The sequence below is a fragment of the Mesorhizobium sp. J428 genome, assembly GCF_024699925.1.
GTDB lineage: Bacteria > Pseudomonadota > Alphaproteobacteria > Rhizobiales > Rhizobiaceae > Mesorhizobium_A.
Window position 1 is genome coordinate 4,773,959 of record NZ_JAJOMX010000001.1, and the last position, 25,622, is coordinate 4,799,580.

Here is a 25,622-nt window from a genome sequence, read left to right on the forward strand (position 1 = left end):
CCTCTTTGAGAAAGTCGGAACCGCGGTTCCGCAGAGCCTTGGACTGGAGATTGGGCCGCTATAGCAAAGCCATCCGTAAGGCGCAAACGATGCGAAGGGCTTAGGGCGCTCATGCGGGGAGGAAGAGGAAATTATGTTCCAGCCTGAATTCATGGCCTTCGATGCCGGCAGTGTCACGCTGAACGTGGCATATGCCGGTGACCAGTCGCGGCCGCTGATCGTGCTGCTGCACGGCTTCCCCGAATATTGGGCCGCGTGGCGTGAGGTGATGGCCGATCTCGCCACCGATTTCTTCGTCGTCGCGCCGGATCAGCGGGGCTACAATCTCTCCTCCAGGCCGGCGGGCGTAGACGCCTACCGCGCGAAGCACATGGTCGCCGATCTCGCAGCACTCGCCGACAATTTGTCGCCGGGCAAACCCTTCGTGCTCGCCGGGCACGACTGGGGCGCCTCCGTCGCCTATGCCTACGCCTTCGCACATCCCGGTCGGCTCACCCGCCTCGTCATCGCCAACGGCGTCCATCCCTGGTGCTTCCAGAAGGCGATCCACGACGATCCGGTGCAGCGCCTGGCGAGCCAGTATATCAACAAACTGCGCGATCCCGCCGCCGACGAGCGCATGGTCGAGGACGGCTTCCGGCGCACGCTGCGCATGATCGAGGGCTTTTCCCGGGCAGACTGGATGACCGGCGAGGTCAGGGCCGGCTATCTCGACGCCTGGGGGCAGCCGGGCGCGCTGCCGGCCATGCTCAACTGGGCCCGTGCTTCGCCGATCGACGTCCCAGAGCCCGGCGCGCCGGCGGCAAGCACGGTGCTCGACACGATTCCGCCCGAGACGATGGCCGTGCGCATGCCGCACCTCGTCCTGTGGGGAGAGGACGATCGCGCCTTGACGCCGTCGTGCCTCCAGGGGCTCGACCGCTTCGCTCCGGACCTGACCATCCAGCGCATTCCGGGCGCAGGCCACTGGATCCTGCATGAGCAGCCGGAAGCGGTCGCAGCGGCGATCAGGCATTTCGCGCTGCCTAGATAATTTGGTATGAACCCGTCGGGACCGAACCCGGCGGGCCATGATACGGCCGTCGCTCCATTCCAGCCGCCTAACTTTCAGGCCATGAGTAGGCCCTGCGGCCGGGGTCGATGATGTCTCGTCTACTGTTGCGTCAGGGTTCCCGTTGGGGCACCGTCGACAGCATTGGCCCGTATTCTGTTGTTGACGAACGACAGGATCTGTCCGCTGGACAAAGCCGACAGTCCGTTTGCATTGCCGGAAACGTTGCTGTTCGAAAGCCTAACAATCGCGGTGGCGCCGCTGGCGCGTATCCCCGCTGCCGCGTTGTCGGATGCGGTCGCACCGTCGGCAATGATGTCGACATTGCCTGCGCCACCTGTGGCTGCGATGCCGTTGCCGGTGTTGAGGGAAAACACCGAATTGACGATAGTGACGGATATTGCACCGGACGTTGTAGAATTCGCGTGCAGGCCATTGTTGTTATTGGAAGACACGACATTGTCGACGACAACTTCGGCCGCCGCTCCACCGGTCGGAGCTATGAGTATCCCTGCACCTGCGACGCCGACGGCATTCCGCCAGATCGTTGAGTTGGTGACGAGCAACTTTGCGTTGTTAGACGGGACAAACGCGATGCCGTTGCCGCCCCCCGCGGCGGAAAAGTTGCGAATGAGGCAGTCGTCCACGTGAAGTGAGCCACCGGCGATAAAGCGAACGCCGTTCAGTCCCGTGCCGAGGCCCTCGATATCGAGGCCACGTAGGACGACGGCAGCTGATGTTGGCGCATTGACGACTATTGCGTTTGTCCCCGAAACCAGCACACCCGCCTCGACGTCATCGCAATAAATGGTGATCGCCTTGGTGATCGTGACCCCTCCGAAGCCGCCTGGGTCGAGGCAGTTGATCTCACCGCCTGTCGCCGTCTTGGAGATCGCGCCGGCGAACGTCTTGCAGGGCGCGGTGCGGCTGCACGGATTGGCGTCGTCGCCGACACCCGAGACCCAGGTACGGGTCGCCTGTGCGGATGCATTACTGGCAAGGCCGAGGAGTGCGGCAACAGCAACAGCGGCCGCCGTGATGAGTGTCGAGACCTTCATGGTCGTTCCCTTAGTTCGGAAAAAGCGCTCCTTCGCGCCGGCTTCCTTTAGACCTTGTCAAAAATTGCCGCAACGGAAACTTGTGCTTGGCGGAGCCGTGCTTGCGATGGCACGGTGTTCCTTTCGGCGACGTTTCATGTCAGAGACGCGCGCATGACCGGTGCCCCTTCCAGTCCACGCGACATGCCGCTTCCAGCCATCATCCTCGTCGAGCCGCAGCTCGGCGAAAACATCGGCATGGTCGCACGCGCCATGGCGAATTTCGGCCTGTCCGAACTGCGCCTGGTAAAGCCGCGCGACGGCTGGCCAAACGAGAGCGCCCGCGCCACGGCGAGCCGCGCGGACCACGTGATCGACGGCACGGTCGTGTTCGACACCTTGCAGGACGCGGTGGCGGACCTCGTCTATGTCGGCGCGACGACTGCGCGGCCGCGCGACAATTTCAAGCCGGTCGTGGGACCGGTCGAAGCAGGCCGTGGCCTGAGGGCGCGCAGCCGGGCAGGGCAGAAGACCGGCCTCCTGTTCGGGCGAGAGCGTTTCGGTCTGTTCAACGAAGAGATCGGGCTTGCCGACGAGATCGTCACCTTTCCCGTCAACGCCGAGTTCTCGTCGCTCAATATCGCACAGGCTGTGCTGCTCATGTCCTACGAGTGGATGAAATCGGGGCTTGAGCACGAGACCGACACGGCCTTCACCGGCCCGGACCTGACCCCGGCCGACAAGCGGCATATCCACGGCTTCCTCGGGCATCTCGAGCAGGCGCTCGACGCGCGCGGTTATTTCAGGCCCGCCGAAAAGAAGCCGAAAATGCTCGACAATGTGCGCGCCGTCTTTACCCGACCCAGATTCACCGAGCCGGAAGTAAAGGTGCTGCGCGGCGTGCTGGCCTCGCTCGACTACTTCTCGCCGAAGGAGCCGCGCGGCGCGGGCTATCCCGACCGCAAGCGGGAAGCGGATGAGGCCGCGCGCAGGAGCGGGGATGGGAATGACATCGACTGACCGTCCCGTGCTGATGTTCGATTCCGGCATCGGCGGCCTCACCGTGCTGCGCGAGGCGCGCGTGATCATGCCGGACCGCCGTTTCGTCTACGTCGCGGACGACGCCGGCTTCCCCTACGGCGCCTGGGAAGAGAAAGCGCTGTCCCAGCGCATCGTCGACCTGTTCGGCGGCCTGATCGCCACGCATGATCCCGAGATCGTCGTCGTCGCCTGCAACACGGCCTCGACGATCGTGCTGTCCGACCTGCGCGCGGCCTATCCGGCAACGCCCTTTGTCGGCACCGTGCCCGCGATCAAGCCGGCCGCGGAGCGCACCCGCTCGGGCCTCGTCTCGGTCCTCGCCACGCCCGGAACCGTCAAGCGCCAGTATACGCGCGACCTGATCGCGCAATGGGCGACGAAGTGCCATGTCCGTCTCGTCGGCAGCGACCGGCTGGCGGGCCTCGCGGAGACATATATGCGGGAGGGTTTCGTCGACGAGGAGGCTGTGCGCGCCGAGATCACGCCCTGCTTCATCGAGAAGGACGGGCGCCGGACGGACATCGTGGTGCTCGCCTGCACGCACTATCCGTTTCTCGCCAACCGCATGCGCAAGACCGCACCCTGGCCGGTCGACTGGATCGATCCTGCCGAGGCGATCGCGCGCCGCGCGCTGTCCCTCCTTCCATCCAGACGCGGCGATGCGCCAGCGGGGGAGGACATTGCGATCTTCACCTCCGGCAGGCCGGATTTCGCCGGGCGCCGGCTGATGCAGGGCTTCGGCCTCAAGGTCGCCTGACATTCTGCTGGAACCCGCGATGTCTAACGGCGTTGCTCGTCCACCGCAGCGAGGAGAACAGCCATGCCCGCAAGATCGAAGGCTCAGCAGAAGGCAGCCGGCGCAGCCCTGTCGGCCAGGCGCGGCGAGACGCCAAAATCGAAGCTCAAGGGCGCGTCGCGCGAGATGGTGGACTCGATGAGCGAAAAGCAGCTTGAGGAGTTCGCGGAGACCAAACGCAAGGGTCTTCCCGAGCGCTCAGCCAAGAAATAGCCGTTCCGGCGTTCTGCGCCGGCAATCTTGCGGTCGTTCCCTCAGGGGGCGGCCGTTTTCATACCTGGAACGCGGGAAACGAAGCCTGTTCAAAGCGGTAGACACATTAACTTTTGTCAATATGATCAAATCTCGGCCACAATCGTCCCTGAAAAGACTCGGATAACAGGCGAAAAACCATCGTCCACAGACGCATCTATGCGATGGATGGGTGACGGGGGCGTCAGACTACACGGCCAGGCATAAGGCCGAACGTGGAGCCAACGACGTGATAACGACTAGGGACGTAGCCTACCGGGGGAATTCGGACGGCGAGATTCTTCCCAACGGAGTAGGTCAGGGCTATTTTGCAATGGGCGCCGCGTTCATCGCGGTGGGCGTAGGCTCCGCGGGCGCGGCCGTTCTGGCGATGTCGCTGCTTGCGAGCGACCTGCCCAATCCCATGCCCGAGCAGGAAATCATCCAGTCCGCCATGGCCGCCGAGCAGGCCCAGCCGGCGCCGACCGAGAAACCGATCTTCAGCGACATCATTCCCGCCAGCACCAACGCCGTGCAGGCCAGCGCGGCTGCCGTGCCGATGCCGTCGCTGCCGGCCGCAACGCGGGAAGCTCCGCCTGAACTGGTTGCGCTCGGCGCCAGGGATCCTCGCTTCGCGCATGATGCCAGCGCCGCGCGCGGCATCGAGGATATCGGTGACATCAGCGATCTCGAACAGCCGGAAAGTGCCTTCGTGCCGATGAAGAGGCCTTCGCAGGCTCCGTTCGACAAGGTCGAAGAGGCGGCGCCGGCCTCGCCCGAAAAGACCGCGGCCATCGCACCGCCACCGAAGGTGGAGGAGCCGAAGGTCGAGGAAAAGGAGCCGCCGGCCAAGGCGGAAAGCTCGGGCAAGCAGCCCGCTGGCACCGCGCTGATGATCGACGACGCCAATATCCGCAGCCGCCCGCAGAAGGGCTCCAAGGTGATCGGGACGGTTCCCGCCAGGACGCAGGTCCAGCTCGTCGGCTGCGATCAGTGGTGCGAGATCGTCGTCAAGGGCAAGCGCGGCTTCGTCTGGGGCGAGTTCGTGCAGCGCGGCCGCGTCAGCGCGAAGATCCCGGTGTCGAAGGTCGTTGCGAAGGGCGCCGACTCAGATAAGCCGGATGTCGTGCCCGCATCGGAAACCGCGCCGCCGCCCGGCACCAACCAGTCTCGTTGACAAATCGCGTCTTTGCGCTTATTCGACCGCCAACGCCGCGCAGAGATGCGCGGTGTTTCATTTGAACTATCTCGGGTGCGGGTGTCTCGGGCACCAGTCCCGATTAATTAACGTGTCCCGTGGGGTCTTTCCGCAAAGCGTGCGTGGAAGCCCCTGTCAGGTTCCGAAAAAGGGAGCCAGAGGAGGGCGCGTTTCCTTGAACCGATGCGCGAGCATTGGTTCTCAACATGTTGAAGGAAATGCGATGAGCAAGCGCGAAGCCGCCAAGCATAAGATCGACCGCCGTCTCGGCGAAAATATCTGGGGTCGTCCGAAGTCCCCGGTCAATAAGCGTGAATACGGCCCCGGCCAGCACGGTCAGCGCCGCAAGGGCAAGATGTCCGACTTCGGCCTGCAGCTCCGCGCCAAGCAGAAGCTGAAGGGCCATTACGGCGACATTTCCGAGAAGCAGTTCCGTAAGACCTACGAAGAGGCCGACCGTCGCCGCGGCGACACCTCCGAGAACCTGATCGGCCTGCTCGAGTCGCGTCTCGATGCCGTCGTGTACCGCTCCAAGTTCGTTCCGACGATCTTCGCCGCGCGCCAGTTCATCAATCACGGCCACGTCAACGTGAACGGCCGCCGCACCAACATCGGCTCCTATCTCTGCAAGCCGGGCGATGTGATCGAGGTGCGCGAGAAGTCGAAGCAGCTGGTGATCGTGCTCGAATCCGTCCAGCTCGCCGAGCGCGACGTGCCGGACTACATCGAGGCGGACCACAACAAGATGGTCGCGAAGTATGTCCGCGTGCCCGGCCTCGCCGACGTTCCCTACGCGGTCCAGATGGAACCGAACCTCGTCGTCGAATTCTACTCGCGCTGATACTTCGACTCAGCGAAACTGCAAAAGGCCGCCGTCGGGCGGCCTTTTCATTTCCGGCCCGGCTCCGTAGTGTCCAATCCGCGCAAGATGAGATCATGAACGCTATCCCGGAAATGCCGCTCGACGATGCGGAGGCCCGCTTGGCCGGGTTCTTCGCGCATGCGCCACAGACCGTAGAATTCAACAAGCTGCGCAAGCGGCTGCTGCGCTCGACGCGCCAGGCGATCGAGGATTTCGCGATGGCGCGGGCAGGGGAGCGATGGCTGGTCGCGCTCTCGGGCGGCAAGGATTCCTACGGCCTGCTTGCCCTGCTGCTCGATCTCAAATGGCGCGGCCTGCTGCCGGTCGAACTACTGGCCTGCAATCTTGACCAGGGGCAGCCGAATTTCCCCAAGCACATCCTGCCCGACTACCTGAATCGGATCGGCGTCGCGCACCGGATCGAATACCGGGACACCTATTCGGTCGTCACCGAAAAGATCGCCGAAGGCGCAACCTATTGTTCGCTCTGCTCGCGCCTGCGCCGCGGCCATCTCTACCGGATTGCGCGCGAGGAGGGCTGCTCGTCGCTGGTGCTCGGCCACCATCGCGAGGACATCCTCGAGACGTTCTTCATGAACCTGTTTCATGGCGGGCGACTGGCGGCGATGCCGCCCAAGCTGATGAACGACGAGGGCGACGTGATGGTGCTGAGGCCGCTCGCCTACTGCGCCGAAGCGGATCTCGCCAGGTTCGCCGACGCGATGCAGTTCCCGATCATCCCGTGCGATCTCTGCGGTAGCCAGGACGGGCTCCAGCGCAACGCCATGAAGGCCATGCTGGAGGACATCGAGCGGCGCATGCCCGGCCGCAAGGACACGATGATCCGTGCGCTCAGCAATGTGCGGTCGAGCCATCTGCTCGACCGCAAGCTGTTCGACTTCGCGGCCCTTTGACCAGACAGAGCTTTAGTGGCCGCCCGGCGCCGACGTGCCGAAGAGGCGGCCGCGCTCGGCGAGCAGCACCAGCACCAGCGCCACGATCGACACGCCGCAGAAACCCGCCGCGAGCGGCGTGACCATGCCCGTCGAAGGCCTGGCCGATCAGCGCGCCGACAACACCGCCGCCAAGTGTCTGGATGAAGCCCTGGATCGAAGAGGCCGTGCCAGCGATGTGGCCGAGCGGCTCCATCGCGATCGAGTTGAAGTTCGATCCGATCCAGCCGAACTGCATCATCGCCAGTGCGAACAGGATGACGAAGGCGGTGAGCGGAACCGGTCCCGTCAGCGACCAGGCAAACCAGATCGCGCTGACTGCGATGAAGCCGAGCAGCGCACCATGCGAGAGCCTGCGCATGCCGACCCGCGAGACCAGACGTGAGTTCAGGAAGGACGACACGGCCATCATGCCCGCAACCACGGCGAACAGGATCGGGAACAGGGCCCCGAGACCATAGATCCCAACATAGATCTGTTGCGCCGAATTGATAAAGCCGAACAGGGCCGCGAACACCGCCGTCGAGGCCAGCGTATAGCCGAGCGAGGTCCGGTTCGACAGGACGATGGTGAACCCCTGCAAGATCGAGGCGATGTCGATCGTGCGCCTGTCTTCCGGATGCAGCGTCTCCGGCAGCCGCACCCAGGTCCAGACGGTGACCGCGGCCGCGATGGCCGCCATCAGCACGAAGATCATGTGCCAATTGGCGAACATCATCATCAGCTGGCCGAGGGAAGGGGCGATGACCGGGATGACCATGAAGGTCATGAAGATCAGCGACATGACCTCGGCCATGGCACGCCCGCCAAACCGATCGCGCACAACCGAGACGGCGATGACGCGCGTCGAAGCTGCGCCCACGCCCTGGATGAAGCGAAGTGCGAGCAATATCTCGAAGGTCGGCGCGAAGACCGCGGCGAACGCTGCGAGCACGTAGATGGTCAGGCCGACGAGCAGCGGCCCGCGCCGCCCGAACCGGTCGGAAAGCGGCCCATAGATCAGAAGTGCGGCTGCCATGCCGCCGAAATAGGCGGAGATCACGTATTGGCGGTGGTTCTCCTCGGCGACATTCAGGCTTTCGCCGATCTGCTGCAGACCGGGCAGCATGATGTCGATCGCAAGCGCGTTGAGCGCCATGAGGGCGGCCGCGAGCGCGATGAATTCCCAGCGCGAGAGCGAATCCTGGCCGGTCTCGGCCAGAGGGGTCTTCTGGTCCATAGTCTTGGTCCAATCGGTCGTCTGAAAATGCAAAGGGATGCGCGGTTGCCCGTCACATCCCCTGTCGAAGGGCGCCTGAACGGCGCCCGGAAGATCGTGTCAGTCGATCAGGCAGCGCCTTTGACGCTGATGCCCTTCTCGTCGAGGAAGCCCTGCAGCTCGCCGGCCTGGAACATTTCGCGGACGATGTCGCAGCCGCCCACGAATTCGCCCTTCACGTAGAGCTGAGGAATGGTCGGCCACTGCGAATATTCCTTGATGCCCTGGCGGAGCTCGTCGGAGGTCAGGATGTTGACGCCCTTGTAGTCCACACCGAGGTAATCGAGAATCTGGACGACCTGGCCCGAGAAGCCGCACTGCGGGAAGCCGGGGGTGCCTTTCATGAAGAGGACGACGTCGTTGCTCTTGACCTCGTTGTCGATGAACTGTGCGATCGCGCTCATAGTGGTGCCTTCCATGGCTGCGGCCTGATCCGGGCAGGCGCGTAGCTAAAAATGACCGTTGCCAGATTACATAGGCGATCCGGGTTGAGCTGTCGAGATAAGTAGGTCACCTTTCGTAACCATACTGACCGCAATTGTCAGGCCCGCTGCCGCTCCAGCCACCGCAGCAGTGTCATCTCGCTTTCGGACAGGCCGGACGGCAGTTTGCGGAAACTACGCCGCGCAGCCGCAAGCGACGCGGCGAGGTCGCCCTCCGTCCAGTTCTCGATCAGCGCGGGGTGGATATAGCAGTTGCGGCACACCGCGCGGGTGTTGCCGAGATGGGCTGCAACCCGATCTATCGCCTCGTTCAGGGCCCGGCGTTGCCCTGCCTGCGTCTCGGGCAACGGAGTGGCCGCGAGAACCTCGGCCGCCAGCACGCTTCCGCCCCAGGTGCGGAAATGCTTGGAGGTGAAGGGCGCGCCGGTCGCCTCACGGATATAGGCATTGATGTCGTCGGAGCGGATGCGGCGTCGGGCGCCGTCCCCGTCGAAATACTGGAACAGATGCTGGCCGGGAATGTCTTGCGCTCCCTTCACGACCCGCGCGATTCGCCGATCCGACAGCTTCAGCCGCCACTCCTTGCCCGACTTGCCCTTGAACGCGAAGCGCAGGCTGGCGCCCTCGATCTCGACATGCCGGTCCCTCAGCGTGGTGAGGCCAAACGAGCCGTTGTCGCGCGTATAGGAAGAGTTGCCGACGCGGATCATCGTCTTGTCCAAGAGGCGCACGACGGCCGCCGCGACGCATTCGAACGACAGGCTGCGGCGGCGAAGGTCCCTGTCGATCGTCGCCCGCAAGCGCGGCAGCGCCTGTGCGAAGTCGGCAAGGGAGCCATATTTGGCCTCATCACGGCAGGCCGCCCATCGTGCGTGGTAGCGATACTGCTTGCGACCCTTCTGGTCGCGGCCCGTCGCCTGGATATGGCCCTCGGGATCCTCGCATATCCACACATCTGTCCATGCCGGTGGGATGGCGAGGGCCCGTATCCGGGCGAGCACCTCGTCGTCGTCGATGCGGCGTCCCCGGCTGTCCAGATAAGAAAAGCCGCGGCCGGCCCCGCGCCGGCGAATGCCCGGCTCTCCGTCGTTCACATAGACCAGCGAGACGCGTTCGGCGGCCTCCTTCGTCTGGTCGGAAGGACCGTTGCGATCGTTGGGACTATCCGGAAGGGAGAGCTCAATCATGCCAGCGAGCTAACCACCGGCGCGCTCACAGGTTCCATGCGCCTGTGGCACACGAGTGACCATATGACGGTTACATGACGTGATCCCTTGTCAGTCTGGAACGACGGGAGCACGATTCCAGAAAAGCAGTTTGCGGAGCGAATCGCGCCCAAGGAGCAGACCAAAGGAGAAGGTCATGCTCTTCAAGCAAATGATGCCCACGCGTGCCAGTGTGCGTGCCGCGTTCCTCCTGACGACCGTGTCCATTGCGCCTGCCGCAAGCGCCCATGAAGCGCCGAAGGGCTGGGCGTATCCGCTGTCGTGCTGTTCGAACTTCGACTGCAAGCCCGTGTCGAACGGTTCGGTCAGCGAGCGGCCGGAGGGCTATGTCATCAGCACCGGCGAGGTGGTGGCCTACAACGACAAGCGCATCCGCAATTCGCCCGACGGCGAATTCCACTGGTGCGCGCACCAGTCCGGCGTGGATGCGGGCCGCACCATCTGCCTGTTCGTGCCGCCGCGCGGCTTCTGAGGGCAGCTTAGGGAACGTGACCGACACGGCCCGCCGTGACGAACGCGGCGGGCACGCAGCGACGCATTCAAGCGTTACCGATCATGGTAAAGATCGGATTCAATCTTTCTTGGTAATTTCCCGTTCATAAAGAGACTGGTCTTTCCGGGCGCTGCTCGGTCCTTCTCGTATTGTGTAACGGTCCGACATGCGACTTTCCCCTCTCGTCGTCTCGCTCCTTGCCTGCGTTGCGCTGGCCGGCTGCATGTCGAGCAATGCCGCCGATGTGCTCAAGGTCGGCGCCTCTCCCGAAACCACCGCGTCCGTGTCCGGTCCGCGCCCGGCCGAAGTGGTGGGCCTCGCCCAGGAGCAGCAGGCCTTGATCGAGGCCGACGCTGATGTCGACCCGGTCAAGGTGTCAGCGCTCGCCCCGCCGGACGTGATCGACGAACCTGCCGTCAAGGCCGTCGCCCTCGTCACTCCGCCGAAGCCGACGGCACGGCCCGAGGCGCGCAGCTATGGCGCAGTCCAGCGGCAGCGCTTCCGCGACGCCAAGCCGATCAATTTCGGCAAGCGCAAGCCGGCCGACTATGCCGTGCACGGCGTCGACGTCTCGCGGTGGCAGGGCGAGATCGACTGGGTGAAGCTGCGCAGCCAGGGCGCCAACTTCGCCTACATCAAAGCGACCGACGGCGGCGACCATCTCGACCCGATGTTCCGCAAGAACTGGCGCGAGGCCGATGCCGCAGGCCTGAAGCGCGGCGCCTATCACTTCTTCTACTGGTGCCGCAGCGCCTCCAGCCAGGCCGACTGGTTCATCCGCAACGTGCCAAAGGACCCGAACGCGCTGCCGCCGGTGATCGACGTCGAGTGGAACCATCTCTCCGCCTGCAAGAAGCGGCCCTCGCGCGCCACCGTGCTCGAGAAGATGCAGGTCTTCATGGACAAGATAGAGGCGCATTACGGCCAGCGCCCCGTCATCTACACCGCGCCGGACTTCTACGGCGACAATCTGAAGAACGCTTTCCAGAACTATCCGTTCTGGTTGCGCGCGGTTGCACAGCATCCTTCCAAGGTCTATCCGGGCCGCGACTGGGTGTTCTGGCAGTATTCGGGTTCGGGCCTATCGCATGGCGTGAGGGGCAAGATCGACCTCAACGTCTTCTCCGGCTCCGAATCCGACTGGCGCCGCTGGCTCGGCAAGCAGGAACGTATCGCCGCCAACTGACCTGGCGGGGCGAGGGGCAAAAAGCCTGTCCAGAAGGAAGGTGGTACGCCCTAGGGGAGTCGAACCCCTCTCTGCACCGTGAAAGGGTGCCGTCCTAACCGATAGACGAAGGGCGCGTAGCCGAGGCGGCTTATAGTCAGCTTCGCCGGGACGGGCAACCCGGACCGGCGAGGAATTTTCGCTTTTTTGCCGCAGCCGCCGAAGCGCCGGCCCGGTCAGCCTGCGACGCGTTCCATGAACGCCATCGCGCCCTGCGGCGCACGGATCTTGCCCTCGTGGATGATGTAGACGAAGACGTCGCGCGGCAGCTTCTTCGCTGTGCGGGTCGGGTCTGCGTAGGGCAGGTCGTCGGGCTGGCCACCCTCGGCCCAGATCCTCGCCCGCTTGGCCCAGCCGTCGAGATCCTTCGGCGCATAGGCGGTTGCGATGTCGTCCGAGCCGCGCTGCAGGCGGGCATAGACGAAGTCCGCCGTGATGTCGGCGAATTCCGGATAGTCGAAATGATGCGCGTAGCAGATCGCGCAGCCATGCTTCTCGGCGAGCGCGACGAAGTCCGGCACGGCGAACGAGCCGTGGCGCACCTCCAGCACGTGCCGCAGCTTCAGGCCGGCATGCTTTTCGGGCAGAAGCTTCAGGAAGCCTTCGAAATCGTCCGGCTCGAACTTCTTCGTCGGCGCGAACTGCCAGACCAGCGGCCCGAGTTTTGGCCCAAGCTCCTCCAGTCCCTGCGAGAAGAACTTCGCCATCGATTCGCCGGCGTCGGACAGAACCTTGCGGTTGGTGACGAAGCGGTTGCCCTTGATCGAAAAGACGAAGTCGACCGGCGTCTCCGATGACCATTTGGCATAGGTCGCCGGCGTGAAGCCGGAATAGTAGGTGCCGTTGACCTCGATGGTCGGCACCTGCCGCGAGGCGAATTCGAGCTGCCGCTTCTTCGGCAGCGTGTCGGGATAGAACGTGCCCTCCCAGGGCTCGAAGGTCCAGCCGCCCATTCCCGCGCGGATCGTTCCGGCCTTGCTCATCACGCCTCCCATCGATGTCGCCGACAGAACTTATGTCGTGAGGGGACGCGGGTCCATCGCGGCGGCACGCTGCCTGCCAGCCTCCTGACATATGGTGCCGGGCTTCGCATCACATTCACAGGCGCTCGCTAGGGGTGTAATGAAGCAAGCCTGCCGGTGGGGACCGGCCCCGGAGCCAGTCACGTCATGCCAATATCCGCCAAGCTCGCCCGCAAGCTCGCCGTCGCCGCCGTCGTGGTGGTGGCCGGCCTGTGGTTCATCCCGGTCGTCACCGTCGTGTGGCTCGCCTGCGGGCTGATCGACGTGATGCGCAACACGCGCCGCGACGCGATGGTGTTCGAGCGCTACTTCCTCGGCAACGGCATCCCGACCTTCCTGCTCTCGCCGTTCAACCTGCTGATCGACCTCCTGTCCTACCGCAACAAGGGCATCTGGAAGATGGAGGACCTGCCGCCGGCCTGGCGCGAGGAGGTCGAATTCGTGCTCGGCACCTTCCGCACCCGCAAGGACGAGATCGTCGGCGACATCGACAAGGTGTTCGAGGCCGGCCGGCGCGGCATGTATGTCTTCTCCTGGTACGGCAAGGAGAACCCGCACAACATCGAGGAGTTCAAGCGCGAGTTCAAATACATCAAGACGATCGCCGTCTCGGTGTTCTCGAAGCGCGAATCGACCACCTTCCACTACGGCCCGCTGCGGCTGACGCTGCGCGTGCTCTACAATCTCTCGCCGGTGAAGACCGACCAGATCTTCATCGAATGCGGCGACCGCAAGCACTACTGGCACGACGACCCGCTCTACATCTTCGACGACACGCTGATCCACCGCTCGGTCAACGAATACGACGCGCGCCGCTACTGCGTGTTCATGGACATCGTGCGGCCGACGCCGTTCCCGGGCCTCCTGTCGGCGCTTGTCTCGGTCGTGTCGCTGATCGCCTCCAAGATCAACGCCATCTTCTACAAGAACTGGAAGATGTTCCGACCCGCGCCAAAGCCCGCCGCCGGCGCGAACTGAGGCGCGGCAGGGCGCGCTGGGCGCAGCATGGCGCGGTGGAGACGGCGGGGCATGCGGCCATTGCGACGAGCGACGCCAGCACCTGTTTCAGCGCCTCCCGGTTCTTCTCGATCGCCCTGTTCCAGTCCACCGCCGCCTCCTTTCGCTCTGGCCGGCCAAGTCTCGCGCCGGGCGCCGGGGGTGTGGATAGATTTTTTTCGTCGCGGGAGAATCCGGCGCTTCGTCATCCAAGCGCGGCGTTATCCCGGCGACCGGAGGTGAGCCGGGATCGATTGGCGGCCGGAAGCCTGGCGCAAGAAGCGGCCAATCGCGAAGAAGAATGGATACCGGGTCGCCTCCGGCGCCCGGTATGACGGAGGGAGGTTTGAGGCCGGAAGGGTGCAGGGAGGCGTAGACGCCTGACCCGCACACCTCAAACCGCCTGACCGGAAAGCCGGTAGATCGAATCGCAGGACTTTTTTTCGGTCCGGCGGCCGGTGCGAAGCACAGGCCGCATTTGCGGATCGTTAACCCTGCCTTCGGAACGCAGGGCACCTTCGCCCCCGCCGGTGATTGTATGCACAGCTGCAGTCGATGGAGCCTGACATGTGGAAAGCTGCGCTGGGTCTTGCCGCGGTGCTGTTTGCCGCCTCGCCGGCGGGGGCGGGCGAATGGCAATACGATCCCGCCACCGATGTGATCTATGACGGCTCCGTCCCGGTGGCCCGCTGGTACAACGAGCGTCCCGCGATGGAGACGGGGGCGCGGCGCTATCACAGCCCGCGACACGACCGGGTCCGGCACGTGCCGAGGTGCCCGCATCGGCTGTGCGGCTATCCGCTGCCGATTTACAAGGCGCACCGACCGATCCCGCCGCTCCAGGACTACCGCCCCACTGCGCACGCCGACTGGTGCGCGGCGCGCTACCGGTCGCATGCGACGCGTGGACGGATACGTATCAACCGTATCACGGGCCGAGGCGGTATTGCCGGTCGCCGTGGCGGTGAGCAGTCCCGGTCTTACGATGCCCCTGAGTAATTATCCGGACGAGCCGTCCGAGCCGCGCTTCGCCTGAGGTTCAGGCTCTTTGTTACCCAAGTCCGTCGTCGCGTTGCCGCTGGCGCCGGCTCCAATGGCAGCACTGGCGAGGCCTGTAGACGCGGCCGTTTCCCCGGCGCTCGTGGCTATCGACCCTGCGGCCATCTCTGCTGCGTCGGCCGGAGTATCGCCGGCCGGCTTTGTCTTTCCCTCATTCGTTTCGTTGCGTCGATCGTTTGCAGTCGCATTCGGGTTGCCTTCTGGCATCACACCGCCTCCGAACTCATGCATGGACAGTCGAGAGTATGGACCGTCGCGACCCGGTGTCTAGTGGGCTGCGATTCATCCGACGGCATAACTCATGACGCCGCATTCCTTTGCGGCTCACCCGGCCAAGTGGCTCGAAATTCGGGGACAAGCCATCCTCTCCCGCAAGGGGCGAGGAGGGCTACTCCGCCGCCTCGCGTTTCCGCCCGCCCGGCCTTCTCTCCAGCAGTTCCTTCAAGAACTGCCCCGTATAGCTGCGTTTTTCGGCAACAATGTCCTCCGGCCGGCCCTGCGCCACCAGCTCTCCGCCGCCGTCGCCGCCTTCGGGGCCGAGGTCCAGCACCCAGTCGGCGGTCTTGATGACTTCCAGATTGTGCTCGATAACGACGACCGTGTTGCCCTGGTCGACCAGCTCGTGCAGGACTTCGAGCAGCTTGGCCACGTCGTGGAAGTGCAGGCCGGTGGTGGGCTCGTCGAGGATATAGAGGGTCTTGCCCGTGGCGCGGCGGGAGAGTTCCTTGGCGAGCTTGATCCGCTGCGCCTCGCCGCCCGACAGCGTGTTGGCCTGCTGGCCGACATGGATGTAGCCCAGCCCGACCTTGGCGAGCGTTTCCAGCTTGTCGCGCACGGCGGGCACCGCGGCGAAGAACTCGGCGCCTTCCTCGACCGTCATGTCGAGCACGTCGGCAATCGACTTGCCCTTGAAGGTGACCTCCAGCGTCTCGCGGTTGTAGCGCTTGCCGTGACAGACGTCGCAGGTGACGTAGACGTCGGGCAGGAAGTGCATCTCGATCTTGATGACGCCGTCGCCCTGGCAGGCCTCGCAGCGGCCACCCTTGACGTTGAAGGAGAAGCGGCCGGGGAGGTAGCCGCGCGCCTTGGCTTCCGGCAGGCCGGCGAACCAGTCGCGGATCGGCGTGAAAGCGCCGGTATAGGTGGCCGGGTTCGAGCGCGGGGTGCGGCCGATCGGCGACTGGTCGATGTCGATGACCTTGTCGAGGAACTCGAAACCCTCGATGCGGTCGTGCTCGGCCGGGTGCTCGCGCGCGCCCATGATGCGGCGCGAGGCGGCCTTGAACAGCGTCTCGATCAGAAGAGTCGACTTGCCGCCGCCGGACACGCCGGTGACGCAGGTGAAGGTGCCGAGGGGGATTTCGGCCGTGACGTTCTTCAAATTGTTGCCGCGCGCGCCGACGATCTTCAGCCGCCTGTTCTTCTTCAGCGGCCGGCGCTCGGACGGCACCGAGACTTCAAGTTCGCCCGACAGGTATTTGCCGGTGAGCGAGCGCGGATTGGCCATGACCTCGGCCGGCGTGCCTTGCGCGATGATGCGCCCGCCATGGATGCCGGCGGCGGGGCCGATGTCGACGACGAAATCGGCCGCGAGGATCGCGTCCTCGTCATGCTCGACCACGACGACGGTGTTGCCGATATCGCGCAGGTGCTTCAGCGTGTCGAGCAGGCGGGCATTGTCGCGCTGGTGCAGGCCGATCGACGGCTCGTCGAGCACGTAGAGCACGCCGGTGAGGCCGGAGCCGATCTGCGAGGCGAGCCGGATGCGCTGACTTTCGCCGCCCGACAGCGTGCCGGAATTGCGCGCCAGCGTCAGGTAGTCGAGGCCGACGTCGTTGAGGAATTTCAGCCGCTCGCGGATCTCCTTCAGGATGCGGTAGGCGATCTCGTTCTGCTTGTCGTTGAGCTGCGCGGGCAGCGCATCGAACCAGGCGCCGGCTTTGCGGATCGACTGGTCGGTGACCTGGCCGATGTGCAGGCCGGCGATCTTGACGGCCAGCGCCTCCGGCTTGAGGCGGAAGCCGTTGCAGGCGGGGCAGGGGGTGGAGGCCATGAAACGCTCGATGTCCTCGCGGCTCCAGGCGGAATCCGTCTCCTTGTAGCGGCGCTCGAGATTGGGGATGACGCCCTCGAAGGTCTTGGTCGTCTTGTAGGAGCGCAGCCCGTCGTCGTAGCTGAAGGCGACCTGGCGCTCGCCGGTGCCGTTGAGGATCGCGTCGCGCGCCTCTTCGGCGAGGTCAGACCAGCGGTCGGTGACCTTGAAGCCGTAGGCCTTGCCGAGCCCTTCCAGCGTCTGGAGATAGTAGGGCGAGGTCGAGCGCGCCCAGGGGGCGACGGCGCCGTTCTTCAGTGTCAGGCTCTCGTCCGGGATGATCAGGTTGCGGTCGATCGCCTGCTGCGAGCCGAGACCGTCGCAGGTGGGGCAGGCGCCGAACGGGTTGTTGAACGAGAACAGCCGCGGCTCGATCTCGGGAATGGTGAAGCCGGAGACCGGGCAGGCGAACTTTTCCGAGAACAGCATGCGCTCATGCGTCTCGTTGGCCGACTTGTTGGCGGAATCCTCCTTGGTCTCCGAGGCCGGCAGCGGCCGGTCGGCGAATTCGGCGACCGCGATGCCGTCGGCGAGCTTGAGCGAGGTTTCGAGCGAATCCGCCAGGCGCGTCGCGATGTCGGGCCGCACGACGAGGCGGTCGACCACCACGTCGATGTCGTGCTTGTATTTCTTGTCGAGGACAGGCGCCTCGGCGATCTCGTAGAACTGACCGTCGATCTTGACGCGCTGGAACCCCTTCTTCTGCAGCTCGGCGATCTCCTTGCGGTATTCACCCTTCCGGCCGCGCACGATCGGCGCCAGGATGAACAGGCGCGTGCCCTCCGGCAGCTCCAGCACCCGGTCGACCATCTGCGAGACGGTCTGGCTCTCGATCGGCAGGCCGGTCGCCGGCGAATAGGGGATGCCGACGCGCGCGAAGAGCAGGCGCATGTAGTCGTAGATCTCGGTGACGGTGCCGACCGTCGAGCGCGGGTTGCGGCTCGTCGTCTTTTGCTCGATCGAGATGGCGGGCGACAGGCCGTCGATCTGGTCGACGTCGGGCTTCTGCATCATCTCGAGGAACTGCCGCGCATAGGCCGACAGGCTCTCGACATAGCGGCGCTGGCCCTCGGCATAGATCGTGTCGAAGGCGAGCGAGGACTTTCCGCTGCCCGACAGGCCGGTCATCACCGTCAGCAGATCCCGCGGGATGTCGAGGTCGACATTCTTCAGATTGTGCTCGCGCGCGCCGCGGATCGAAATGTATTTCTGATCGGCCATGACCGGTCCGCAGCCTCATGCTGATAAAGGGGATGGCGGAGACCGCCTGCCCGAATGTAGGTATTTTCGCCGCAAGGTCGAGGGCTGCGCGCCCGCGACCCCCAAGCATTAGACGGCGGCGGAAGACGCGGCAAGCGAAAAGAACGGAGAGTGAACGGAGGCTCCTGACAAGACGATGTCAGGAGGTGAGGGCGGTTCGCACGAAGCGGCCTGTAACATTCGATCACTTTTTGCCCCGGAGGCCCGGAAAGGTTTGACCTCGCGGCCGTTGGGGCGCAGATTTCAGATGTCGGGAATGACGAGCGCAGGGCGCTCTCCGTGGCCGACGGGCCGTCTGCGAGGCGCCGCAGACACCGGATCAGATCGTTCCCCGACGAGGCGAAACGGACAGAGGAGGGAGCCATGACTCCACCGGACAGTCCCTTGCGGCTCCGCAGCTAGACGGAGCCACGGCAGACGCAGGCGCGGGTTAAAATCCGCCGAACCACGTGTTGCCGCCCCCCTGACAATCAGAGACCGCAGTCGGATCGATGGCCGACGCCATCTTGGCATCCGAAACAGGGCCGGTCCCTTGAAGCCGGCCGATGGGCAGAGCAAATTGTCCACAACAAAAGGCCCCGTCCGCATTGAGTTGCGGCGGGGCTTTGCGTTGCCGAGGGGCTGCGGCGGTCGGGTTCGGCTGCCGAGGATGATCGTCGGCCGACAGGACGCCAATTGCACGCAGCAAGGGACAGGCTAGTGCACGCAGCAAGGGACAGGCTAGGGCGCAGGCGCCGAAGTCGCGTCCTTGGTTCACGGCGGAAGAAGAGCTATCCTTGCTTGTCGAGGCGCTGCAGGATCGCGCGATACCGTTCGAAGATGGCGGGGTCTTCGTGGAAGATTTCCTCTTTCACGATGTCGTCGACCGTAAGATCGGGAAGCCGGGGATAGGACGACTTGATTTTCGCAAGCGTGGCTTTGGCCAATCTCGTTTCGCCCAATTCCGCATTGCAGATGGTGCGATAGACGATCGACCAGGACGTGTCCGTCGGCATCCTGGCGAAACTGGCGAGCGCCTCTCGGTAGCGCCCGGCATTCGTCAGGATGATGCCGAGGAAATCTTCGAACCATCCCACTGCGAACGGGTCGCGCCGTTGTGCCTGTTCGAGCTCGACGAGTGCCGCGTCATATTTGCCGACATAGTTGAGCAGGAGGGCGCGGATGCTGAGCATGAAGGGGTCGTTCGGGTTCAGGGCGACGGCGCGGTCCAGGCTTGTCTCAGCCTCCCTGAACCGCTGCAGGAACATCAGGGCAAAGCCGCTGGCGAGATGCGCGTAGGCCTCCTCGGGATCGAGTTGCAGCGCGGCCTTCGCGATCCCCAGTCCGGTGTCCAGATGACTTGAGTCATACGTCCACCAGAATTTGATCGACTCGACAAAACCCAGCATGGCCCGGGCCTGGGCAAAATCCGGGTCGAGCTCGACAGCTTTCTGCAGGAACGGTTCGGCCTGGATCACCGTGTCATACTGGCCGGCCAGCTGCAGGGCGCGAAGGTAGCTTTCGTAGGCCGACATGTTGCCGGTCGGGCGAGCCCTGGTGCGCGATGCGATCGCGGTGCGCGCCTGACGAGCCAGCCGCGCCGCGATCATCTGGGTGATTTCGTCCTGGATGGCGAAGATGTCGTCGAGCTGGCGATCGTAGTGCTCGCCCCAGACATGGGCCATCGTGGCCACCTCGGTCAGCTGAACGGTGATCCGAACACGGTTGCCGACCTTTCGCACGCTGCCATCGACGACATACTGGACGCCAAGCGTCTTCATCACCTCGGCCAGATCGTTCGACCTGCCGCGGAACCGGAACGAGGAGTTCCGGGCGATGACGAGAAACTCGCGGAACTTGCCAAGCTCGGCGATGATGTCCTCGGCCATACCGTCGCTGAAAAACGCCTGTTCCGGGTCGCCGCTCAGATTGTCGAAGGGAAGGACGGCGATGGATGGTCTGGACAGCGCCGTTCCTTCTGGCGCCGCCGCGAACGGCCTGGGACCGGCATACTTGTAGCCGCGGCCATGGACGGTCACGATCATTTCGGCGGGCAGCAGCTTTCGCAAAGCCGAAACGTGCACCTGCAGCGTGTTGTCCTCCACCGCAAGGCCGGGCCAGACGGCGTCGAGGAGCTCGTTCTTGCCCACCACCTCGTCCGGCCTGTCCAGCAGCACGGCAAGGATGTCGAAGGATCGAGCCGAAAGCTCCGCCGGGCCCTCCGGCCTGAGCAGCAGCCGTTCGGCTCGTTTCAGACGATAGTCCCCGAACTGCAGATCCATTGGCGGCGAACCGATCCTCGCCGGCAGGATAATCCAGAGCGCGCGTGAAGGCGAACTTTCGAGCCGTGACCTTCAGGATTGTTCAGGGCGGCTCAGGACTCTTCAGGTCCGCGCCAAGGATCAGAGTTGGGAACGGTGCCATCCTCATCATCACAAGAGGACGCCATGACCGAAAGCTCCGCCAGCGCTCCGACGACCATCCCGCGTCCCGACGCGTGGCGGCCACGCTTCCTGGGACGTGAGATCGGAACCTCGCTCGCCGCCATGGTCGGCCTGCTCGCCGATGCGTTCAGGCTGGCCTATGTAGACCCCTATGCCGGCCGTCCTCGCCGACCGCAGATCGTCGCGGACGACGATCTCAACGGCCGAGATCCCTCCTGGTGACCATGGCGGCGAGCCAGATGCTCAGAGCCGGGCACCGCCCGTTGCGTCGATCGCCTGTCCCGTGGTCCAGCGCGCATCGTTGGAGGCGAGGAAGGCGATCACGTCGGCGAGGTCCTCGGCCGTCCCGAGCCGCGAGAAGACCGACATGGCCTCCGCGCCGGCTCGCGCCTCGGGATTGGCCAGCCACTCGGCGTTCATATCCGTCTCGGTCACACCCGGCATGACCGCATTGATGGCGATTCCGCGCCGGCCCAGCTCGGGCGCCAGCGCCAGCGTCAGCGTCTCGAGCGCGCCTTTCGACGCCGAATAGGCGGGGTGGCTCGGCGCGGCGACGCGCGTGAAGCCTGTCGAGACATTGATGATGCGTCCGCCGTCGCGGATATGTTTGGCCAGCGCCTGGATCAGGAAGAACGGCGCCTTCAGGTTGATCGCCATGACCTCGTCGTAGAGGGCTTCGCTCGTCTCGGCCAATGAGACCGCGGGCGCGACACCGGCATTGTTGACGAGAATGTCCAGGCCGGGCTCTCCGGTGTGGTTGAGGGCCGCATCCCTGAACTGCTCCCAGATGCGGATCGCCGCCTCCCTGCCTTTGGCCAGATCGGCCTTGATGGCGACGGCCTTTGCGCCGAGCGCCTCGATCTGCTCGACGGCCTGCCGGGCGGCATCGGCGTTGCTGCCGTAATGCACGCCGATGAAGGACGCGCCTTCCCTGGCAAGGGCCAGCGCCGTCGCGCGGCCGATTCCGCGCGAGCCTCCGGTCACCAAGGCCACTTTGTTCGACAGTTTTCCGGGCATCGGTCTCTCCATTGAAATTTTATAGCGACCGATATAATAAATGGCGGGAAAGCGTGTCAATGAATATTATAGGGATCGATACAAAAATGACGGAGGCCGTCCGGAAGCGCGGTAGGCCGCGGGTGCTGAAGCCGGAAGTCGGGCTCGAAAAGGCCGCGCTGCTGTTCTGGGAGCATGGCTACGAGGGAACGTCGATCGCCGACCTGACGCAGGCGATGGGCGTCACGCCGCCGTCGCTCTACGCCACGTTCGGCTCGAAGGAGGACCTGTACCGACAGGCGCTCGACTACGCCATCGAGGGCGAAAACAGGCGGCGCGCCGAAGCGCTGCGCGGCGCGCCGAGCGCATATGACGCGATGGTGTTCTACCTGCACGACGTTGCCGAGAGCATCAGTCAGCCCGGCAAACCGCGCGGGTGCATCGTCTCGTCGGCGGTGCTCCAGCATTCGGAGGCGAGCGCGTCGGTTGCCCGGGATGTGGCGGCGCGGCGGGACGCCGCGACCCGGGCCATCAAGGATCGGCTCGATCGCGCCGTGAGCGACGGTGAGCTTCCCGCGGATACGGACACCGATTCACTCGCCCGCTTCTACGCGGCCGTCGTCCAGGGCATGTCCGCGCAGGCGTGCGATGGGGCGTGTACAGCCAGGCTGAAGCAAGTGGCGGACATCGCGCTGTCTGCATGGCCGGGAGAGCGGATGGATGGGAGGGGGAGTGACGGCCGAGCGCGGGAACGGCTGGCGGCCAAGGCGTCGCGATAAGGTCTGTCGACTGGCCCCGAAGGGCCGGCGAGAAGACGGTTCGTCCGCCTACCCCCGCGACGCCCCCGCATCCGCCGTCGCGGGCACCCCGCCTTCCACCGAGTCCAGCCAGCCGCGCGCATAGGCGATGTCGCCTTCGCCGCATTCGTGGCCGGAGCTCAGCGTGTCCTGCACCACCACGGCGCCGTTGCGCTTCAACAGGTCGCCCAGCATCGCGCCGTAGGAGCCGTAGATCTCGTCGGTGGCGCCGGACAGGATCAGCACGCGCGCGGCAGTGAGGTCGGCCTTGGGGGCGGCTTCCAGCACGGACATGGCGCGCATCAGCACCGCCTGCCGGATCGTGCCGGGATGCAGCAGCACGGTCGCGGCCACCAGGTTGGCGCCGTTCGAATAGCCCAGGAACAGCGTGCGGTCCGGATCGGTGACGCCGTCGCGGCGCAGGCCGTCGAGGAAGCCGGAAAACGTCTCGGCCTCCAGCCGCACGCTCGACTGGTCGAAGGTGATCGGGCTCAGCTTGCGGTACCAGCGGCGCTCGCCGTTCTGGAGGATGCGGCCGCGGGGCGCCACGATCCGCGCCTTCTGATCGAGCATCCGCGCCAGCGGCAGGATCGCCGCCTCGTCCGCGCCTGAGCCGTGCAGCGCCACGATCGTCCGCTCGGGTGGGTCTTTCGGTTCGTAAAGCCTGTAGACATAGCTGCGGTCATACCGCAGCGGCGCATCCATCCAGTCGCCTCGCATCGCGCGCTCCGCCCAAATCAATCGGGCCCCTCATTGTTATCTCCTTAAACGATAGTTGATCGAACCGACACCCGTTTTCGCCGTTTAGGGATGCCTACAAACCCGACCGGGGTCGTGGGAATGGAAGAGCCGAGCGGCGCACAGTGTGTCGACTCGGGCGAAAACTGGCCGGGAATCAAAGACATGCGCGCCGAGCGAGACACTCGAATCGACGTCATCAGGGCAATCGTGCTGCTGATGATCTTCATCAATCACGTTCCCGGGAACGTCTACGAAACCTTCACGCTCAAGAATCTCGGCTTCTCCGACGCGGCCGAGGTGTTCGTGCTGATCTCGGGGCTCGCGATCGGCCTGGTCTACGGGCAGAAGATGAAGGGCGAGCAGGCGGTGAGGTCCGCGCTCGCCATCTGGCGCCGGGCCTGGGTGCTCTTCTACACCCACATCATGACGACGGTGGCGACGCTGACCATCTTCTGCGCCGCCGCGGTGTTCGCGCTGCGGCCCGACCTGCTGGAGATGATCAACATCGGCCCGCTGATGGAGGATCCGGCGCGCGTGTTGGTGGGCATCGGCACGCTCGGCCACCAGCTCGGCTACAACAACATCCTGCCGGTCTACATGGTGCTGCTTGTCGCCACGCCGGCGATCGTGTGGCTGCTCAAACGCAGCATGGCCGGGACGCTGGCCGCCTCGGGCGCGCTGTGGCTCGCGGCCGGCCTCTTCCAGATTGCGCCGGCGAACTATCCGCTGCCGGGGGTCTGGTTCCTCAACCCGCTGTCTTGGCAGTTTCTGTATGTCATCGGCATCGCCGGCATGATGCATGTCAGGGCCGGCGGAGCGCTGCCGCAGCATCCACTCTGGACCCGGCTGGCGATCGCTTATCTGGTTGGAGCGTTCGCGCTGATCCACAGCCCGTTCTGGGGCCAGGTGACGTGGTTCGGCCTGCCCGAGGTGCTGGGCGGGTTCAACAAGACCTTCCTGTCGCTCTTCCGCCTGCTCGACGTGCTGGCGTTGACCTACCTCGTCGCGCGCTGGCCGGCGGTTTCAGGGCTGGCGCGGACGGCGCCCGACCATCCGCTGGCGATCCTCGGCAAGCATTCGCTGCCGGTCTTCGTCACCGGCACGTTGTGCGCGATGGTGGCGCAGGTGCTGCGCCACCTGGACCAGCCCAGCCTCGGCTTCGACACGCTGCTGATCGCCACCGGCATCGCTACGCAGCTGGCGATAGCCTATTTCCTCGAATGGAAGGCGGAGATGACGCGGACGGCCGCCGCGAAGGCGCCGAAGGCAAAGGCTGCGGGAGAGGCGAAGGCGCTGCCGGTCTCGGCGTAAGCGGAAGGCGGGGCGCCGGCCTTACCGCCCGTCGCCGTGGCTGCCGGAGCCGACCTGCACCCAGACATAGCCCGAGACGGTGAGCTCCCACTTCCCGAACTTCTTCGTCCCGGACGCATCGGCCGGCGGCTCATCGGGCTCGGGTTCGGGCGCCACGATCGAATAGGTGCTGTCGACGCCGGGCAGGGCGGCGTCCTTCTTCTTCGCCTCGTCGGCGACGGCCGGCAGGCTCGCGGCCGCGAGGACGGCGAGTGCGGTGAAGAGGCGGAAGCGCGTGCGAAGCATGAGGCCAGCATAGCCTTTCGTGCCGCCGAAGGCCACCCGCCCGACATGCGGGACCGCATGGGGTCGGCCTGCCGGCGTGGCGCGGACGCCGCACTTGCAAGCGGGGCCGGAATATTCTAGAACATAACAGGAACAGACAAAGATGTGGACAGCGGGAGGCTTTTCCCGCGCCCCGGCGCATCGGCTGTCCTGTTCGGTTATGATGCGGCTCGATTTGGTTTCGGATAAGCGCGGAGCGGTGTGATGGCGGGTAGCGTGAACAAGGTGATCCTGGTGGGCAATCTGGGCGCGGACCCGGAAATTCGCCGGCTGAACTCGGGCGATGCCGTCGTCAACCTCCGCGTCGCGACGTCGGAAAGCTGGCGCGACAAGAATTCCGGCGAGCGCAAGGAAAAGACCGAGTGGCACCAGGTCGTGATCTTCAACGACCAGCTTGCCAAGGTGGCCGAGCAGTATCTGAAGAAGGGCATGAAGGTCTATATCGAGGGCCAGCTCCAGACCCGCAAATGGGAAAAGGACGGCGTCGAGCGCTACACGACCGAAATCGTGCTGCAGAAGTTCCGCGGCGAGCTGCAGATGCTTGACGCGCGCGGCGAGGGCGGTGGTGGCGGGCAGGTGTCGTATGACCGCGGCGGACGCTCGGGCGGCTCCGATTTCGGCCAGTCGGGACCGTCGGACTACGGTTCGCGCGGCGGCGGCGGTGGCGGTGGACGCCCGGCATCGCGCGACCTCGACGACGACATCCCGTTCTGATCGACCTTCCGGGTCAAGATGTGGCCAGCCTGATTTTGCTCTTGCCGTGGCTGGACGGGGCCGGCAATAGTCG

General features: G+C 64.9%; 24 protein-coding genes, 1 tRNA gene and 1 pseudogene. 15 read left to right on the plus strand and 11 right to left on the minus strand.

Annotated features, from left to right (window positions below):
- The first annotated feature begins 133 nt into the window (after positions 1-133).
- A complete protein-coding gene (locus tag LRS09_RS24000; RefSeq protein ID WP_257809528.1) occupies positions 134-1,033 on the plus strand; it encodes an alpha/beta fold hydrolase in 900 nt (299 codons plus the stop codon).
- 119 nt (positions 1,034-1,152) lie between these two features.
- Here LRS09_RS24000 and LRS09_RS24005 read toward each other — a convergent pair whose 3' ends face one another.
- Complete coding sequence (locus tag LRS09_RS24005; protein WP_257809529.1) at positions 1,153-2,109, minus strand: right-handed parallel beta-helix repeat-containing protein; 957 nt, start codon at positions 2,107-2,109, stop codon at positions 1,153-1,155.
- A 153-nt stretch (positions 2,110-2,262) separates the two neighbouring features.
- Here LRS09_RS24005 and LRS09_RS24010 point away from each other — a divergent pair, with 153 nt between their 5' ends.
- From LRS09_RS24010 to ttcA, 6 genes are all read left to right on the plus strand, one after another.
- Positions 2,263-3,108, plus strand: a complete 846-nt coding sequence (locus LRS09_RS24010; protein ID WP_257809530.1) for an RNA methyltransferase — start codon at positions 2,263-2,265, stop codon at positions 3,106-3,108.
- Complete coding sequence (gene murI, locus LRS09_RS24015) at positions 3,089-3,886, plus strand: glutamate racemase (RefSeq protein ID WP_257809531.1); 798 nt, start codon at positions 3,089-3,091, stop codon at positions 3,884-3,886. Before LRS09_RS24010 ends, murI begins: the two co-directional genes overlap by 20 nt.
- Positions 3,887-3,949: 63 nt before the next feature.
- Positions 3,950-4,138 (plus strand): DUF3008 family protein, encoded by a 189-nt coding sequence (locus tag LRS09_RS24020; RefSeq protein ID WP_257809533.1) that lies wholly within the window; start codon positions 3,950-3,952, stop codon positions 4,136-4,138.
- 268 nt (positions 4,139-4,406) lie between these two features.
- A complete protein-coding gene (locus LRS09_RS24025) occupies positions 4,407-5,333 on the plus strand; it encodes an SH3 domain-containing protein (RefSeq protein ID WP_257809534.1) in 927 nt (308 codons plus the stop codon).
- Between the two features lie 244 nt (positions 5,334-5,577).
- Complete coding sequence (gene rpsD, locus LRS09_RS24030; RefSeq protein WP_257809537.1) at positions 5,578-6,195, plus strand: 30S ribosomal protein S4; 618 nt, start codon at positions 5,578-5,580, stop codon at positions 6,193-6,195.
- Positions 6,196-6,290: 95 nt separating this feature from the next.
- Positions 6,291-7,130 carry a tRNA 2-thiocytidine(32) synthetase TtcA gene (gene ttcA / locus LRS09_RS24035; protein WP_257809538.1) on the plus strand — a complete coding sequence of 280 codons (840 nt, stop codon included), beginning with the start codon at positions 6,291-6,293 and terminating at the stop codon, positions 7,128-7,130.
- Between the two features lie 12 nt (positions 7,131-7,142).
- Here ttcA and LRS09_RS24040 read toward each other — a convergent pair.
- From LRS09_RS24040 to LRS09_RS24050, 3 genes and pseudogenes are all read right to left on the minus strand, one after another.
- Positions 7,143-8,388, minus strand: a pseudogene (locus LRS09_RS24040) (multidrug effflux MFS transporter).
- Between the two features lie 107 nt (positions 8,389-8,495).
- Entirely contained in the window at positions 8,496-8,831 is a 336-nt protein-coding gene (gene grxD / locus LRS09_RS24045; RefSeq protein WP_257809539.1) for a Grx4 family monothiol glutaredoxin, read from the minus strand.
- 137 nt (positions 8,832-8,968) lie between these two features.
- Positions 8,969-10,057, minus strand: a complete 1,089-nt coding sequence (locus tag LRS09_RS24050) for a DNA topoisomerase IB (protein ID WP_257809540.1) — start codon at positions 10,055-10,057, stop codon at positions 8,969-8,971.
- 175 nt (positions 10,058-10,232) lie between these two features.
- On the opposite strand from LRS09_RS24050, the gene LRS09_RS24055 reads away from it, so the two are divergent.
- On the plus strand, positions 10,233-10,568 hold the full coding sequence (locus tag LRS09_RS24055) for a hypothetical protein (protein ID WP_257809541.1): 336 nt from the start codon (positions 10,233-10,235) through the stop codon (positions 10,566-10,568).
- A 187-nt stretch (positions 10,569-10,755) separates the two neighbouring features.
- On the plus strand, positions 10,756-11,775 hold the full coding sequence (locus LRS09_RS24060) for a glycoside hydrolase family 25 protein (protein WP_257809542.1): 1,020 nt from the start codon (positions 10,756-10,758) through the stop codon (positions 11,773-11,775).
- 41 nt (positions 11,776-11,816) lie between these two features.
- Here LRS09_RS24060 and LRS09_RS24065 read toward each other — a convergent pair.
- Positions 11,817-11,891, minus strand: a tRNA-Glu gene (locus LRS09_RS24065).
- A gap of 99 nt (positions 11,892-11,990) precedes the next feature.
- Positions 11,991-12,797 carry a DUF72 domain-containing protein gene (locus LRS09_RS24070; RefSeq protein WP_257809543.1) on the minus strand — a complete coding sequence of 269 codons (807 nt, stop codon included), beginning with the start codon at positions 12,795-12,797 and terminating at the stop codon, positions 11,991-11,993.
- A 186-nt stretch (positions 12,798-12,983) separates the two neighbouring features.
- On the opposite strand from LRS09_RS24070, the gene LRS09_RS24075 reads away from it, so the two are divergent.
- Both LRS09_RS24075 and LRS09_RS24080 read left to right on the plus strand, forming a co-directional pair.
- Positions 12,984-13,814: an aspartyl/asparaginyl beta-hydroxylase domain-containing protein gene (locus LRS09_RS24075; RefSeq protein ID WP_257809544.1), complete on the plus strand. Its 831-nt coding sequence runs from the start codon at positions 12,984-12,986 to the stop codon at positions 13,812-13,814.
- Positions 13,815-14,399: 585 nt separating this feature from the next.
- The gene (locus tag LRS09_RS24080) at positions 14,400-14,831 is read left to right on the plus strand and encodes a hypothetical protein (RefSeq protein ID WP_257809545.1); all 432 of its coding nucleotides are present in this window, start codon (positions 14,400-14,402) and stop codon (positions 14,829-14,831) included.
- A 448-nt stretch (positions 14,832-15,279) separates the two neighbouring features.
- On the opposite strand, the gene uvrA is transcribed toward LRS09_RS24080, so the two are convergent.
- Both uvrA and LRS09_RS24090 read right to left on the minus strand, forming a co-directional pair.
- Positions 15,280-18,204 (minus strand): excinuclease ABC subunit UvrA, encoded by a 2,925-nt coding sequence (gene uvrA / locus LRS09_RS24085; RefSeq protein ID WP_257809546.1) that lies wholly within the window; start codon positions 18,202-18,204, stop codon positions 15,280-15,282.
- 809 nt (positions 18,205-19,013) lie between these two features.
- Positions 19,014-20,504 carry a winged helix-turn-helix domain-containing tetratricopeptide repeat protein gene (locus LRS09_RS24090; protein WP_257809547.1) on the minus strand — a complete coding sequence of 497 codons (1,491 nt, stop codon included), beginning with the start codon at positions 20,502-20,504 and terminating at the stop codon, positions 19,014-19,016.
- A gap of 165 nt (positions 20,505-20,669) precedes the next feature.
- On the opposite strand from LRS09_RS24090, the gene LRS09_RS24095 reads away from it, so the two are divergent.
- Positions 20,670-20,888, plus strand: a complete 219-nt coding sequence (locus LRS09_RS24095; protein WP_257809548.1) for a hypothetical protein — start codon at positions 20,670-20,672, stop codon at positions 20,886-20,888.
- Between the two features lie 21 nt (positions 20,889-20,909).
- Here LRS09_RS24095 and LRS09_RS24100 read toward each other — a convergent pair whose 3' ends face one another.
- On the minus strand, positions 20,910-21,683 hold the full coding sequence (locus tag LRS09_RS24100; protein WP_257809549.1) for an SDR family oxidoreductase: 774 nt from the start codon (positions 21,681-21,683) through the stop codon (positions 20,910-20,912).
- An 86-nt stretch (positions 21,684-21,769) separates the two neighbouring features.
- Here LRS09_RS24100 and LRS09_RS24105 point away from each other — a divergent pair, with 86 nt between their 5' ends.
- Positions 21,770-22,441 carry a TetR/AcrR family transcriptional regulator gene (locus LRS09_RS24105; RefSeq protein ID WP_257809550.1) on the plus strand — a complete coding sequence of 224 codons (672 nt, stop codon included), beginning with the start codon at positions 21,770-21,772 and terminating at the stop codon, positions 22,439-22,441.
- Positions 22,442-22,489: 48 nt separating this feature from the next.
- Here LRS09_RS24105 and LRS09_RS24110 read toward each other — a convergent pair whose 3' ends face one another.
- Complete coding sequence (locus LRS09_RS24110; protein WP_257809551.1) at positions 22,490-23,179, minus strand: alpha/beta hydrolase; 690 nt, start codon at positions 23,177-23,179, stop codon at positions 22,490-22,492.
- 183 nt (positions 23,180-23,362) lie between these two features.
- On the opposite strand from LRS09_RS24110, the gene LRS09_RS24115 reads away from it, so the two are divergent.
- Complete coding sequence (locus tag LRS09_RS24115; protein WP_257809552.1) at positions 23,363-24,511, plus strand: OpgC family protein; 1,149 nt, start codon at positions 23,363-23,365, stop codon at positions 24,509-24,511.
- 21 nt (positions 24,512-24,532) lie between these two features.
- On the opposite strand, the gene LRS09_RS24120 is transcribed toward LRS09_RS24115, so the two are convergent.
- Positions 24,533-24,796 carry a hypothetical protein gene (locus LRS09_RS24120; RefSeq protein ID WP_257809553.1) on the minus strand — a complete coding sequence of 88 codons (264 nt, stop codon included), beginning with the start codon at positions 24,794-24,796 and terminating at the stop codon, positions 24,533-24,535.
- 243 nt (positions 24,797-25,039) lie between these two features.
- Between LRS09_RS24120 and ssb the strand changes: the two genes are divergently transcribed.
- Positions 25,040-25,549, plus strand: a complete 510-nt coding sequence (ssb, locus tag LRS09_RS24125; RefSeq protein ID WP_308240337.1) for a single-stranded DNA-binding protein — start codon at positions 25,040-25,042, stop codon at positions 25,547-25,549.
- The last annotated feature ends 73 nt before the right edge of the window (positions 25,550-25,622 follow it).